Below are 13,405 nucleotides of genomic sequence, written 5' to 3'. Positions count from 1 at the left end.
TCACAGCGGCAATTCGGACGATGCCGATTCGAGCGCGGCGCGCGGCAATTTCGCGCGGCGTTCCGGCGGCAGCGCCTGCAGCGCGCGACGCCCGCGCAGGCCGAGGAAATATTCGCGGATAAACGGGTGATCGACGCCCGCCGCCTCCTCGACCGGCGCGGCGACCAGCACCTTGCGATCCGCCAGCACGGCGACGCGGGTAGACAGCGCGATCATTGTGTCGAGATCGTGCGTGACCATCACCACCGTCAGACCGAGCGCACGATGCAGCGCGGAGATCAGTTCGACGAACTCGTCGGACGCCTGCGGATCGAGGCCGGCGGTCGGTTCGTCGAGAAACAGCAGCTCAGGCTCGAGCGCGATGGCGCGCGCAATACCCACGCGCTTGATCATCCCGCCCGAGAGCGCCGACGGCATCTTCGACGCATGCTTGCACGGCAGGCCGACCATCTCGAGCTTGAGCATCACGATGTCGCGCAGCAGGTCGTCGGGCACCCTGCCGAGTTCGCGCAACGGCTGCGCGACGTTGTCGAACACCGAGAGCGACGAGAACAGCGCACCACGCTGAAACAGCATCCCGGAGCGGCTGCGCATGAGCAGCGCGGTGTCCGGCGAAATGGTGGCGATGTCCTCACCGAACAGCTTGATGGTTCCCGACGACGGCCGCTCCAGGCCGAGAATCTGACGCACCAGCGTGGTCTTGCCCGAGCCCGATCCGCCGACGATCGAGACGATCTCGCCGCGCCGCACGTCGAAATCCAGATGCTGATGCACGATGTTGCGGCCATAGCGCTTGGTGATGTCGATCACCTCGATCACTGGCTCCGCAATCTCAGGCATCGGTTGGCCGCGTACGGCCTGGGTGAGTGGCGCGATCATCCTAGCCCCACGTTCTGGAAGAGGATCGCGAACACCGCGTCCGCGAGAATCACGATGGTGATCGAAGTCACCACCGAGGTCGTCGTGCCTTCGCCGAGACTTTGCGAATTGGCCTTGATACGGAAGCCGAAGTGACAGCCGACGATGGCGATCAGCATGCCGAACGCAACGCCCTTGCCAAGGCCGATCCACAAGTTCGCGACCGGCACCACACTCGGCAAGGCGCGCGCGAAGTAGCTCATGTCGATACCGAGCACGATCTTCGCGGCCAGCGCGCCGCCCGTCAGCGCGATGATGTTGGTCCACATCACGAGGAGCGGCATGGCCACGCCGAGCGCGACCACGCGCGGCAGGATCAGCCGCAGGCCGTGCGGGATGCCCATCACGCGCATGGCGTCGAGTTCTTCGGTGACGCGCATCACGCCGATCTGCGCGGTGATCGCCGAACCCGAGCGGCCTGCGACCAGAATCGCCGACAGCACCGGTCCCAGCTCGCGAATCACCGACAGCCCAAGAATATTGACGATGTATTGATTCGCGCCGAAAAGCCGCAGTTGCTGTGCCGACAGATAGCTCAGCACGATGCCGATCAGGAATGCGACCAGCGCGGTGATCGGCAAGGCCTTGGCGCCGGCGTTATAGACGTTCGCGGAGATCTCGGTCCACGGCGTGATTTTCGGCTTGCGCAGGATCGCGAGGATATCGAGCACGACCTGTCCGAGCATGCCGAATCCGCCGTACAGATGCTCGAAGAACGAGAAGATAGCCAGACCCAGGCGGGTGAACGGATCGAACCTGATCACCGGCTCGACCTTTTCGCGCACCGTGTCGAGCAGCGCGATGCGCTCGAAAATGTCGCGTTGCGTATCGGTGAGCGTGGTGTCCGGGGGCATCTTGTGGCCCCACACGCGCCACAGGGCCTGGCCGCCGACGTGGTCCATCCGGTCGATGCGCGACAGGTCCCATTGGCGGATGCCTTCAGCGTGAGTCAGCGAGCGCAATAGCGGGATCACGTGGCCAGTGGCCTTGTCGCGCGCGAGTGCGAGCGCCGTCCACTGGCCGGAGAGCCGGACGATCTTGCCTTGGCTGCCTGCCGCGACTTCAAGGCCGGGCGGAGTGTCGTAGTTCAAGGATCGCTGCAATCTGGTTATCGGATTAGGGGTCATTGTAACGAAGGCGCGGCCGATGAACCGTGCTCACGGGCTTACAGCGTTCGCTGTCGCTACAATATGAGACATGAACGCCTCCAAGACCCCACCCCAAGCCGCCGCGGCTTCCGATTGGCGCATCGACCGCGAACGCGCCGTCGCGCTATTCGGCCCGCACGCGCATGACTGGCCGATCGAAATCGTCGAGGAAACCGGCTCGACCAACGCCGACCTGATGACGCGCGTCAAGGCACTGCCGCGCAAAGCCAATGCGCTGCCGCGGCCGATCGTGCGGGTCGCGTATCTGCAAACCGCCGGCCGCGGCCGCCGTGGCCGCCCGTGGTATGCGGAGCCGGGCAACGCGCTGCTGTTTTCGGTGGCGTGCGTGCTGCCGCGTCCGCTCGAAGGGCTGGCGGGTTTGAGCCTCGCGGTCGGCGTGGCGCTGGTCGACGGGCTGCGCACGTTGCCGGTCGCGGGTCCTGGACAGATCGCACTGAAGTGGCCGAACGACGTCCTGCTCGAAGGCGACAAATTGGCCGGCATCCTGATCGAAACGGCGTGGAGCACGGATGACGCGAGCGCCGTGGTGATCGGCATCGGCACCAATGTGAAGGGTGCCGACGAGCTTGCCGCCAAGGTCGGCGCGCTGAACGCGGACGTGCCGGCGCAAGCGCGCAGCACCGTGCCGACGGCGCTGCAACGCGCGCTGCCGAATGCGAACCTCACCGATACGCTGGCGGCGGAACTGAACGCGCTCGAACCTGCGTTGCAGCGCTTCGGCGCCGAAGGCTTCGCCCCATTCCAGGCGCGCTGGAATGCCGTGCACGCCTACGCGGGCCGCGAAGTCGTGCTCCTGGAGCAAGGTCAGGAACTGGCGCGCGGCGTGGCGGCGGGCGTCGACGAGCGCGGGCAATTGCTGCTCAACACGGCGGCAGGCCCTCTGACCGTCGCGACCGGTGACGTCTCGCTGCGTCTGGCCGACGGTGCTGCATGACACGCAGCGCGCCTTACCTGTTGATCGACGCGGGCAATAGCCGCATCAAGTGGGCGCTGGTGGAGCCGGACGGCACGCCAATCGCGGCCGGCGCGCTCGCGCACGGCGGCGCTGACCAACCTGACTGGTCGGATTTGCCGACGCCGGGCGGCGCATGGTTATCGAACGTCGCGGGCAAAAGTGTCGCGGCGCGGATTGCCGCATTACTCGACGCTCACTGGCCGCACCTGCCGTACACGACGATCCGCGCCTGCGCTCAGCAATGCGGCGTGACCAACAGCTACACGACACCCCATGCTCTCGGCAGCGACCGCTGGGCCGGCCTGATTGGCGCGCACGCGGCGTTTCCCGGCGAGAATCTGCTCATTGCGACGTTCGGCACGGCGACCACGCTGGAAGCGTTGCGTGCGGACGGCTGCTTTGTCGGCGGCCTGATTGCGCCGGGCTGGACCTTGATGATGCGCTCGCTAGGCGAGCACACGGCGCAATTGCCGACGCTCGACGCCAACGCGGCGCGCGGCCTGCTCGACCCGGACGCCTCGTCTGATCGAGAACGCAGCGGTCCGTTCTTCGCGACCGATACGCCGCGTTCGTTGTCGGCCGGTTGCACATTGGCGCAAGCCGGTTTGATCGAACGGATGTGGCGTGACTTGCAGGACGAATGGCAGGTGCCGGTGCGCCTCATAGTAAGCGGCGGCGCCGTGGACGAAGTGACAAGCGCGCTAAAAGTGCCGCATACTCGCCACGATTCGCTGGTGCTGTCGGGGCTTGCACTGATTGCCGCCGAACGCGCGATGGAACACGACGCCTGAGTCGCGGCCATACGGATAACCGCGGGATAACGGCGGCTGAACTTATCGACGGGGAATACTAACGATGCTGCGCTGGCTGATCGCCATATTGTTTCTTGCCAACATGCTGGCCTTCGTCGCAGTGCGCGGCGTATTCGGCCCGGCGCCCACAGCCGGCAACCGCGAGCCGAACCATCTGAACCGTCAGTTCCATGCGGAGTGGTTGAAGGTGCGACCCGTTACGGCAGCCGAAGCCGCCGACCAGGCAGTCGTAGGCGGCCCGGCGCCAACCGCGCCGATCGCGGCATCGGCACTGCCGCAGTAACGATCACCCTTGCGCGCGAACCTTCTTCAATAGCGCGGTGGTTGAGCGCTCGTGCTCGAAGGGAATTGCCAAAGCCTTGCCGCCCCATCCCCGCACAATGGCCGACTCGGGCAAAACATCCATGTCGTAGTCGCCGCCTTTGACGAGCACGTCCGGCCGCAACGCCGAAATCAGCTCCACGGGCGTCTTTTCGCCAAAGCACACCACGTAATCGACGCTCTCAAGCGCCGCCAGCAAGGCCATCCGATCGGCCTCGTTATTGATCGGCCGGTCGTCCCCTTTGCCTAGCATGCGCACTGACGCATCGCTATTGACGCCGACAATCAGGCAAGCGCCGAGCGCTTTGGCGTCGGCAAGATAAGTGACATGCCCACGATGCAGGATGTCGAACACCCCATTGGTAAATACAACCGGCGCGGACATCGAAGCGCGAAGCTTCACCAGCGCGTCGCGCGTAAAAATCTTGCGTTCAAAAATAGCGGCCATGATGGTGTCGCGAAGAAAAAAGAAGTGCCGCCACGATACACGGCGAAAGGCATGAAGCAAAACAGCCCGGCAAGCTCACGCCTGCCGGGCCGTTCCTGAAACCTTAAACCGACTAAACCCCGACTAAACCATCAAGCCGGCTGTTCAGCCGACTTCTGATCGGCCTGCAGGCGCGCGACCACTTCCTTGCGATAACGGTTCAGTTCCTGCGCCGTATTGAACGTGCGCTCGAACAGAATCGACAGGTTGTGCAGAATGCGCTCGACCACTTTCTTTTCCCAGCCGTCGTCGAAACGGATCTGATCGTCGAGCCAGCGCTCGAGCCATTCCGGATCCGGCAGACGCGATTGGATCGTGTCGCGCGGGAACAGCGCCTGATTCACGTGCAGGTTGGTGGGGTGCAGCGGCTTTTCCGTGCGGCGCGCCGATGCCATCAGGACGCCGATCTTGGCGAACGCAGCACGCGCGATATCGCCGGTTTGCACCATCGCTTTCTTCATGTAGCGCAGGTACGCGCCGCCATGACGCGCTTCGTCGCGCGAAATGGTTTCGTAGATGGCCTTGATGACCGGCTCGGTGTGCCATTCGGCAGCACGGCGATACCAGTGATTCAGGCGGATTTCGCCGCAGAAGTGCAGCATCAGCGTTTCGAGCGGCGGCGCCGGATCGAATTCGAAGCGCACGGCGTGCAGCTCTTCTTCGGTCGGGCACATTTCCGGCTTGAAGCGGCGCAGATATTCCATCAGCACCAGCGAATGCTTCTGTTCTTCGAAGAACCACACGCTCATGAACGCGGAGAAATCGCTGTCGTGATGGTTGTCACGCAAGAACATTTCCGTGGCGGGCAACGCCGACCATTCGGTGATCGCGTTCATCTTGATCGTCGCTGCCTGCTCGTCGGTCAATAGCGATGCATCGAACTTGTCCCAGGGAATGTCTTTCTCCATGTCCCATCGAACGGATTCGAGCGATTTATAAAGTTCCGGATAAAGCATGGTGTTCATAGTCCCACCCCTGTTCTGCGCATACTGTCTGTGTCTGTAACTACTTCGTGTAGCACTTTTGCTGATGACGAACGAAGCGCACCGTTTTGTGCATCGTTTATCGGCCAAGCATTCAATTTTACGCGGTAATCGGCCGCCCAGATGCACCGGGCAGCAAAGAAGTCCAGCCGTTTGCGCGGCGCGGCTAACCAGAAGTTACGCGCTACGCGGCCAACCGTGGGTGAGGGATACCCTATGCCTGAGGTCGAGCCAGTTTGCGATGAATCCGCACCGTCCAGCCCTGCGCCGGGAGTACCGGCGGCGAATGGAGCAAGGGCGGCTGGATTGGTTGTTTTCAGCGCACGCCCAAAAGCCCAATGAAGCTTACACAATGATAGCACGCTGACTTTACGGATCCCGTGCGCTAGCAGACGCATTTCCCCTGCCGGATTGACCTCTCTCAATAAACCGTCCGTTTCGCGGAGTGTGGCCGACGATCGGGGTCAAAACCATGACAGGCGGTGAATTCGCTTCGTTTGGCTGCGTTTTCACCACCGATCCCCCAAGGCTCTGCGTCGTCGTCGCAAGGGTCGCGCTGCCTGGCTTCGTTTCTGCCGTTCGTTAAGTGGCTTTCTTCGTCGCTCGCGTTGCGGTGCTCGTACTGCCCGTGCGTTTTGCAGACGATGAAGCGGACGTTGAAGCCGACGGCGCGGCCCGCTTCGCTGCCGGCCGTTTGGTGGCGGGCCCCGCGTCTGCGGCGGCCTCGCTCGGCGCGCCAGCCGCATTTCTTGCCGAAGCCGCTGCCGGCGAGTCCGGCGTCGAACCGCCTGATGCGGCGGCTGCCGCAGTGGGCTGCGTCATCGCAAACTGGGCGATCTGATTGAACTGCGATTGCAGCAGATTCCACCAGGCGGAGGCGTCGAACGGTGGCGTTGCGGCGGCCTCGCCTTCGTCGCTTGCCGGCTCGGCGGCTGATGCGTTCGCACTGCCCGAAGCCGAAGCAGCCGAAGATGTCGACGGATGCGGCCAGCCAGTCGGCCCGGGGCTCGGTGCGGCAGTCGCGGAAGCCGGCTGCGCCATCGACGACTGCGCGAACGCGCCGAACGCACGCAGCGTCGCGAGCGTGGCGCGCTGCACTTCGAGCGCCTGAATGGCGGACTGCAGCATGTTCAGATTGAGCTTCAGCCACTGCTCGACGGCGCGCATATCCGTAATGCGCTTGTCGAGTTCTTCGACGTTGGTCAGCGGCGCCATCATGTCGGACATCATCGACAGCGACGGCCCGAGGCTGCTGCCAGCCTGCGCGCCCGAAAACGCCGAGCTGAACGGCGAGAGACGCATCATCCCCCACATCTGTTCGAGCATTTCAGCGGGCGGAAAACCAGGAAAGCCGGGAAAGGGCGGCGTGGTGCCAGGTGTGTCGGTCATGCTTGTCGCCTCGCTGCATAAAGGGAAGGAAATAGCGCCGTCCGGCGCGCGTCCGGTTCGATCATACCGCGCGTGACGCGGCAAATCGCGCCTGGTTCAGGCTGCTGTTCGCCCCGCTCGCGCGGCACCTCACGTGCCGGCTGGCGGGGCTTTGCGCACTACGCGCCAGTCTCCGGTTTCAGGAGCGTTCACCGCTGGAGTGACCGCCGCCCGGCGTCTGGCGCGGCCGCCCGCTCCACGGGTCCGCGCCGCCAAAATCCGGCGCGCGCCGCTCGCGCAGCGAACTCACGCCTTCGCGCACATCCGGCCCGGCAAAACCCATGAATTCCAGTGCCAGCGACGCGTCGAACGCCGGCCCGGCCGAGCGCAGCCAGTTGTTCAACGCATACTTGGTCCAACGAATCGCCGTTTGCGAGCCGTGAGCCAGTTTCTGCGCGACTTCGAATGCTTTGGGCCGCAAATCGTTTTCGTCGACGGCGAGCGACACGAGGCCGATCCGCTCGGCCTCTTCGCCGCTCACCGGCTCGCACAGCAGCAGGTAATACTTGGCCTTCGCCATGCCGCACAGGAGCGGCCAGACGATGGCCGCGTGATCGCCCGCCGCAACGCCCAAGCGCGTGTGGCCATCGATAATTCGCGCTGACTTCGCCGCAATCGAGATATCGGCGAGCAGCCCGGCCACGAGCCCCGCGCCGACCGCCGGACCATGCATCGCCGACACGATCGGCTTGCTGCAATTGATCACGTTGTAGACCAGATCGCGCGCCTCGCGCCACACGCGTGCACGGACGTCGAAATCGGTCGCCATGTCTTCGACCAGTTGCAGGTCGCCACCGGCCGAAAAACCCCTGCCCTCGCCACGAATGATCGCGACCCGCGTGTCGGGATCCCGATCGATATCGCGCCAGATTTCGGCGAGCTCGAAGTGCATCCGTGCGTTAGCGGTGGCCAGCCCACTCTTGTTCGCGCCCTCGCCGCTCATCACGACTTCGAGCACGCCGTGCGGGTGGCGGTGCAATTGCAGCGACTGGTAGTGCGCGTAAAACGCGTCGTTACTGTGTGGTGCATGAGACATGGTGAGCAGTCCGTCTATCTGTCCATCTGTTGAAGCCGTCGCGTTAAGCGCACATTTGGCACATCCAACACATCCGGCCCATTCCGCGCTATGTCAGCGCAAACCCGCTGCAAATTCACTACGGCTGATAAACCCACTTCGCATTCTTGATTTCGACCATCACGCGCGCGCGCTGATCGAGTCCGAGGTGATCCGTGGCGCTCATGTTGACCACGCCGTTGGTATCCGCGAGACCGCGCGTCGCTTCCAGCGCGTCGCGCAACGCACGGCGGAATTCCGGCGTGCCGGGCGCGGCCGCCTTAAGCGCGATCGGCAACGCGTTGCCGAGCAGCATGCCGGCGTCCCATGTGTACGAACCGAACGCCGACACGCTGCCCGGTCCGCGCAATGCCTCGAATCGCGCGATGTAGTCGAGCGCGAGACGTTTGGCTGGATGGTCCGCCGGCAATTGCGCGGCGACCAGCACCGGGCTCGCGGGCAGGAACGTCCCGTTGCAATCGGCGCCGCACACGCGCAGGAAGTCGTTATTGCCCACGCCGTGATTGTGATAGATCAGCCCTTTGTAGCCGCGTTCCCGAAGCGTCTTCGGCGGCAGCGCGGCGGGCGTGCCGGCCGCGCCGACCACCACCGCATCCGGATGGGTCGCGAGAATCTTCAGGACCTGACCGGTCACGCTCGGATCGGTACGATTGAAGCGCTCGCTCGCCACCATGTCGATGTGATGCAGTTGCGCGAACTTGGCGACTTCGGTGTAGAACGTTTCGCCGAGCGCGTCGGCCTGGCCGATGAACGCGATCGTTTTGACGCCGTGCGCGCTGGCGTGCGCGGCGATCGCCGAGGCCATCATCGCGTCGGTCTGCGGGGTCTTGAATACCCAGTGGCGTTTTGCATCCACGGGTTCGATGATTTTTGCCGACGAAGCGAGCGAGATCATCGGTGTTTCGCCATCGGCGACCACATCGATCATCGAGAGTGAATTCGGCGTGATCGACGAACCGATGATGACGTCGACGTGATTCTCGGAGATCAGCTTCTTGGTGTCCTGCACCGCCTGGGTGGTGTCGGACGCGTCGTCGAGCACGATGTATTCGACGCTCTGCCCGCCGATCTGTTTGGGCAGCAGCGTGACGGTGTCGCGCGCGGGAATGCCGAGCGACGCAGCCGGCCCGGTCAGCGACAGCACAAGGCCGATCTTCACCTGCGCAAGGGCGATGGCGGGTAACGCGGCACATAGCGCGGCAGCAAGGCGGGCAAGCCCGCGCCGCGATGGTGTTGCGCGCGCGCTCGATGCGCGGGCGCCCTGGGTTGCTCGCCGGTTTCCTTGTTCGAAGGATTCAAATCGCGGCATGCTGTCTCCTCACGTCGGTTTTTCGTTTTGATGTACTGCCGATGCGCTTCTTGTGCCCTGCTCACGTGCGGCTTCATGTCGGCTTCGTGTCGGCTTCGTGTTGATCCGGCGTCGGTTTAACAATCAACGCACAGCCGCTACCCCGAGCCCGCCGGCGCGCCAGTCAGTGTAGCGGCGCGTGGTGGCATCGGCATCGGGCTAAACCCTTTCGTCAACGCCGGAACTGCGTGCGGACGCGGCCCCAAGCCGCGTACCGCATAAAACCGGCGTCTTAACGTGGCACCTTAATCCAGCGGCGCGATGCCCTGGTCGATCGAACCGAAAATCGACTTGCCGGCTTCGTCGAACATCTCGATCTTCACGGTATCGCCGAACTTCATGAACTCGGTTTGCGGCGCGCCGTGCTCGATGGTCTCAAGGCAACGCTTCTCGGCGATACAGCAATAGCCGCGCTTGGCGTCCTTGTTCGACACCGTGCCCGAACCGACAATCGCGCCGGCGCGCAGGTTGCGCGTTTTCGCCGCGTGCGAGATCAGTTGCCCGAAGTGGAACACCATGTCGGTGCCGGCGTCAGGCTGGCCAACTTTCTTGTTGTTCCAGTGAACGATCATCGGGCGATGCAGGCGCCCTTCGCGCCAGCTCTCGCCGAGTTCGTCGGGCGTCACCGCCACCGGCGCGAACGACGTGGCCGGCTTGCTCTGGAAAAAGCCGAAACCCTTCGCGAGTTCGGCGGGGATCAGATTGCGCAGCGAGACATCGTTGACGAGCGTCACCAGACGCACGCTTCTGAGCGCCTGATCGGGCGTGGCACCCATCGGCACGTCGGTGGTGATCACCGCGACCTCCGCCTCGAAGTCGATGCCGAATTCTTCAGATGCGCACAGCACATCGTCTTTCGGGCCGATGAAGTCGTCGCTGCCGCCCTGGTACATCAGCGGATCGGTCCAGAATTCCGGCGGCATTTCCGCACCGCGCGCGCGGCGCACCAGTTCGACATGGTTCACGTACGACGAACCGTCGGCCCACTGGAACGCGCGCGGCAGCGGCGCCATGCATTCCCTGGCGTCGAACGGAAAGGTGTTGCGCGCGCGACCCTGGTTAAGCGCGTCGTACAGGTCCTGCAGTTGTGGCGCGTAGAAGGCCCAGTCGTCGAGCACGCGCTGCATGGTGGGCGCGATCGCGTCGGCGACGGCCGCGGTGTGCAGGTCGCGGGACACGACGATCAGCTGACCGTCGCGCGTGCCGTCCTTCAGCGTGGCAAGTTTCATAGGGGAGTGAACCGTTAGTGACGATAGAAGGAATCTATTCTACGATGGTGAATCGGCGCGGCCCAAGTGCCCGTGCCCGGCGGCGGTTTGCGCAACGTGGCGGCATCGACGTCGAACCCGACTCGAACCCGACTTTAAGGACCGATTGCCGGGCCTCGTTGTCGGGTTGACTGCAAACGCTGTTGCAGGGCCCGGCTGGGAACCTCCGTCCAGTTTCCTTTTTCCACTGTCTTTTGAACGTTAAACGCGCTCCGTGCGCCTCGCTCATGTCTCCAACTGCCCGCACCGACACCGACTCCGCTGAACCGTCGGAACCGCACGAAGCGCCCGAATCCGACGACGAAAGCGTCGAGACGGGCGAAGAGAAGCTGCGCTCGGGCATCCAGTCGATCGAAGTCGGGTTCAGATTGCTCGACGTGCTCACCCACGAACCGCGCGCGATGATGCTGCGCGATCTGGCGCAGCGCGCGGGTATGAGTCCTGCGAAGGCGCACCGCTATCTGGTGAGTTTCCTGCGCCTCGGCGTGGTGGCGCAAGATCCGCTGTCGGGCCGTTACGAACTGGGCGGCTTCGCATTGCAATTGGGGCTCGCGCGGCTTGCACGCGTCGACGGCGTGAAGCTCGCGCGCATTGCGCTCGCTGAACTGCGCGACCGGCTCGACCTGACAGTCGGCATCGCGGTGTGGGGCAACCAAGGACCGACGATGGTCCACTGGATGGAATCGAGCCATCCGGCCAAGGCGTCGCTCAAGCTCGGCGACGTGATGCCGCTGCTCAGTTCCGCCACCGGTCTGCTGTTTGCCGCCTATCTGCCGCCGAGCAAAACCGCCGCGATGATCGAGCGCGAACTGGCCGATTCGCGCCGCTCGTCGCATATGGGCGGCCCGCGCACGCCGGAAGAGGTGGAGCGGCTGCTGGCTGAAGTGCGGCAGCACGAAGCGGCGCGTGTTGAGGGCATGTTGCTGCCGACAATCCACGCGTTCTGCATGCCGGTATTCGACTCGACCGGCGATCTTGCGCTCGGCCTGATCGCGCTCGGTCACGAAGGTGCGTTCGATATCCGCTGGGGCGGCGAGATCGATACGGCGCTACGCGATTGTGCACAGAAGCTCTCGTACGAGCTCGGGTATAGTGCGACGCCACGCTGACGCTGAGCTCAGGAACACCGTTCGCCGGTGGGCGGTCGAACTCGTTCGGTGCCCGTTCAGTGTCCGGGCCTGAAGGCTTTCACCGTTGCCCTCGCGCAGGACCGCTGGACGTGTCCCCGCCCATCCCTTTACCGTCCGCCCGTTCGAATTCATTCGCCGATGTCTTCACCTTCTGCCACCCGCCGATCGGATCGCACGCCGCGCGCCGGTTTGCGGGTATGGCGATGGCTTGCGGTTCTGTTGGTGGTGGCCGTCCTGCACTGGATCGCGGCGCAATGGGTCGAGCGCAACCGCGCGACGCTGAATCCATCGGATAACCAGCATATCCCTGTGCAGGTCGCACTGCTGACACCCGAACGTATCGAGCGCAAACCCGCCGACGCGCAGCCGGCTGCGGCGCCTGCTCCGGCGCACAAGGCCGCCGCGAGCAAGCCGCGCGAACACGTGCTGACGGCGACGCAACCGGCAAAGCAGGCAACCGCGGTCACCGCCGCATCGGATGCCGCGGCAAGCGCATCGGCCGCAGCGAGTGCCCCCGGTACTCATGCCAACGCCAATGCGGGTGCGACCACCGCCGGTACAGCCAGCGCCCCTGCCGCCGCCAGCGCACCCAAAGCCGCGGCGGGCGTGAAATTCTCCGTTCCGCCATCCGGAGAACTGCAGTACGACACGTTCTATAACGGCGTGCGCAACCAGCCCGGCACAATCCACTGGGCTAGCAACGCACAAAGCTACGAGATGATTGTCTCCGTGCCGTTGCCGTTCGTCGGCACGTTCGTGTATTCGAGCCACGGCCGGATCGACGCATTTGGCCTCGCGCCGGACCAGTACATCGAAAAACGCGGCCGGCGCCCGGAAGACGTGGCGATCTTCAATCGCACCGACAAACAGATCGCCTTCACGCGCACCCCGGCCACGCTGCCACTGCCCGACGGCGCGCAAGACCGTTTCAGCATGGTGATGCAGCTTGCCAGCCTCGTGCGCGGCGACCCGGCCGCATACAAGCCGGGGGTGACGCGGCAATTCTTCGTCGTCGATAACGATAGCGGCGAGAACTGGCCAGTGGAGACGATCGGCGACGAGACCATCCGCACCGCGCAGGGTTACCTCGAGACACGCCACTTCAAACGATTGCCTCGTCATGACGGCGATCTACGCCGCATTGACGTATGGCTCGCGCCGTCGCTCGGCTGGTTGCCCGCGCGAATCATGCAAACCGAGCCGAACGGCACGCAATTCGAACTGGTGTGGCGCGGCAAGCTCAATGCAGATGGCACCAGCAGCACCGATGGCGCTAGTAGCCATGGCGGCGGCATGACTTCGCCTGACAATTCGGCAACCCAGCCGCCCGCTAACGCCCCCGACATGGCGCCTCAAGCCGCCCCCTCTTCATCGGACAATTCGACCCTTCCTGGCAACCCGCCCGAAAAGCCCTGAATCCGAGCAGGGTCTCGAACAGATCGTTGAAACTTCCGCGCTGGCGCTCACTCGCACATTGAGCGACAACCGTTCGCGCGGCCGCCACGTTATAG

13 protein-coding genes are annotated in these 13,405 nt (G+C 64.1%); 5 read left to right on the top strand and 8 right to left on the bottom strand.

Annotated elements, in window-relative coordinates; genetic code table 11:
* A complete protein-coding gene (locus tag B0G76_RS35795) occupies positions 1 to 879 on the bottom strand; it encodes an ABC transporter ATP-binding protein (protein WP_120297478.1) in 879 nt (292 codons plus the stop codon).
* Positions 876 to 2,009, bottom strand: coding sequence for an ABC transporter permease (locus B0G76_RS35790; RefSeq protein WP_120297477.1), 1,134 nt, complete (start codon positions 2,007 to 2,009; stop codon positions 876 to 878). The genes B0G76_RS35795 and B0G76_RS35790 overlap by 4 nt, the downstream gene beginning before the upstream one ends.
* A 106-nt stretch (positions 2,010 to 2,115) precedes the next feature.
* Between B0G76_RS35790 and B0G76_RS35785 the strand changes: the two genes are divergently transcribed.
* From B0G76_RS35785 to B0G76_RS35775, 3 genes are all read left to right on the top strand, one after another.
* Positions 2,116 to 3,021, top strand: a complete 906-nt coding sequence (locus tag B0G76_RS35785; protein ID WP_120297476.1) for a biotin--[acetyl-CoA-carboxylase] ligase — start codon at positions 2,116 to 2,118, stop codon at positions 3,019 to 3,021.
* The gene (locus tag B0G76_RS35780; protein WP_120297475.1) at positions 3,018 to 3,833 is read left to right on the top strand and encodes a type III pantothenate kinase; all 816 of its coding nucleotides are present in this window, start codon (positions 3,018 to 3,020) and stop codon (positions 3,831 to 3,833) included. The genes B0G76_RS35785 and B0G76_RS35780 overlap by 4 nt, the downstream gene beginning before the upstream one ends.
* A gap of 64 nt (positions 3,834 to 3,897) precedes the next feature.
* A complete protein-coding gene (locus B0G76_RS35775) occupies positions 3,898 to 4,137 on the top strand; it encodes a hypothetical protein (RefSeq protein ID WP_120297474.1) in 240 nt (79 codons plus the stop codon).
* A 3-nt stretch (positions 4,138 to 4,140) separates the two neighbouring features.
* Here B0G76_RS35775 and rfaE2 read toward each other — a convergent pair whose 3' ends face one another.
* From rfaE2 to B0G76_RS35745, 6 genes are all read right to left on the bottom strand, one after another.
* Positions 4,141 to 4,623, bottom strand: a complete 483-nt coding sequence (rfaE2, locus tag B0G76_RS35770; protein WP_120297473.1) for a D-glycero-beta-D-manno-heptose 1-phosphate adenylyltransferase — start codon at positions 4,621 to 4,623, stop codon at positions 4,141 to 4,143.
* Between the two features lie 131 nt (positions 4,624 to 4,754).
* Positions 4,755 to 5,627 carry a hypothetical protein gene (locus B0G76_RS35765; RefSeq protein WP_063494602.1) on the bottom strand — a complete coding sequence of 291 codons (873 nt, stop codon included), beginning with the start codon at positions 5,625 to 5,627 and terminating at the stop codon, positions 4,755 to 4,757.
* A 600-nt stretch (positions 5,628 to 6,227) separates the two neighbouring features.
* Positions 6,228 to 7,034 carry a PhaM family polyhydroxyalkanoate granule multifunctional regulatory protein gene (locus B0G76_RS35760; protein WP_120297472.1) on the bottom strand — a complete coding sequence of 269 codons (807 nt, stop codon included), beginning with the start codon at positions 7,032 to 7,034 and terminating at the stop codon, positions 6,228 to 6,230.
* Positions 7,035 to 7,212: 178 nt separating this feature from the next.
* The gene (locus B0G76_RS35755; RefSeq protein ID WP_120297471.1) at positions 7,213 to 8,109 is read right to left on the bottom strand and encodes an enoyl-CoA hydratase/isomerase family protein; all 897 of its coding nucleotides are present in this window, start codon (positions 8,107 to 8,109) and stop codon (positions 7,213 to 7,215) included.
* A gap of 118 nt (positions 8,110 to 8,227) precedes the next feature.
* Positions 8,228 to 9,457 (bottom strand): ABC transporter substrate-binding protein, encoded by a 1,230-nt coding sequence (locus B0G76_RS35750; protein WP_120297470.1) that lies wholly within the window; start codon positions 9,455 to 9,457, stop codon positions 8,228 to 8,230.
* 284 nt (positions 9,458 to 9,741) lie between these two features.
* A complete protein-coding gene (locus B0G76_RS35745) occupies positions 9,742 to 10,725 on the bottom strand; it encodes a fumarylacetoacetate hydrolase family protein (RefSeq protein ID WP_120297469.1) in 984 nt (327 codons plus the stop codon).
* 266 nt (positions 10,726 to 10,991) lie between these two features.
* Between B0G76_RS35745 and B0G76_RS35740 the strand changes: the two genes are divergently transcribed.
* Complete coding sequence (locus tag B0G76_RS35740; protein ID WP_120297468.1) at positions 10,992 to 11,873, top strand: IclR family transcriptional regulator; 882 nt, start codon at positions 10,992 to 10,994, stop codon at positions 11,871 to 11,873.
* A 159-nt stretch (positions 11,874 to 12,032) separates the two neighbouring features.
* A complete protein-coding gene (locus tag B0G76_RS35735; RefSeq protein ID WP_120297467.1) occupies positions 12,033 to 13,310 on the top strand; it encodes a DUF3108 domain-containing protein in 1,278 nt (425 codons plus the stop codon).
* Positions 13,311 to 13,405 lie beyond the last annotated feature (95 nt).

The organism is Paraburkholderia sp. BL23I1N1, from assembly GCF_003610295.1.
Classification (GTDB): Bacteria; Pseudomonadota; Gammaproteobacteria; order Burkholderiales; family Burkholderiaceae; genus Paraburkholderia.
Note: the sequence above shows the minus strand (reverse complement) of the source record. Positions and strands in the feature narration are given on the sequence as shown.

Coding starts and splice junctions, on each gene's coding strand:
- B0G76_RS35745 (WP_120297469.1), bottom strand. CDS start 10,725: ATGAAACTTGCCACGCTGAAGGACGGCACGCGCGACGGTCAGCTGATC.
- B0G76_RS35795 (WP_120297478.1), bottom strand. CDS start 879: ATGATCGCGCCACTCACCCAGGCCGTACGCGGCCAACCGATGCCTGAG.
- B0G76_RS35760 (WP_120297472.1), bottom strand. CDS start 7,034: ATGACCGACACACCTGGCACCACGCCGCCCTTTCCCGGCTTTCCTGGT.
- B0G76_RS35750 (WP_120297470.1), bottom strand. CDS start 9,457: ATGCCGCGATTTGAATCCTTCGAACAAGGAAACCGGCGAGCAACCCAG.
- B0G76_RS35735 (WP_120297467.1), top strand. CDS start 12,033: ATGTCTTCACCTTCTGCCACCCGCCGATCGGATCGCACGCCGCGCGCC.
- B0G76_RS35740 (WP_120297468.1), top strand. CDS start 10,992: ATGTCTCCAACTGCCCGCACCGACACCGACTCCGCTGAACCGTCGGAA.
- B0G76_RS35780 (WP_120297475.1), top strand. CDS start 3,018: ATGACACGCAGCGCGCCTTACCTGTTGATCGACGCGGGCAATAGCCGC.
- rfaE2 (WP_120297473.1), bottom strand. CDS start 4,623: ATGGCCGCTATTTTTGAACGCAAGATTTTTACGCGCGACGCGCTGGTG.
- B0G76_RS35775 (WP_120297474.1), top strand. CDS start 3,898: ATGCTGCGCTGGCTGATCGCCATATTGTTTCTTGCCAACATGCTGGCC.
- B0G76_RS35785 (WP_120297476.1), top strand. CDS start 2,116: ATGAACGCCTCCAAGACCCCACCCCAAGCCGCCGCGGCTTCCGATTGG.
- B0G76_RS35765 (WP_063494602.1), bottom strand. CDS start 5,627: ATGAACACCATGCTTTATCCGGAACTTTATAAATCGCTCGAATCCGTT.
- B0G76_RS35755 (WP_120297471.1), bottom strand. CDS start 8,109: ATGTCTCATGCACCACACAGTAACGACGCGTTTTACGCGCACTACCAG.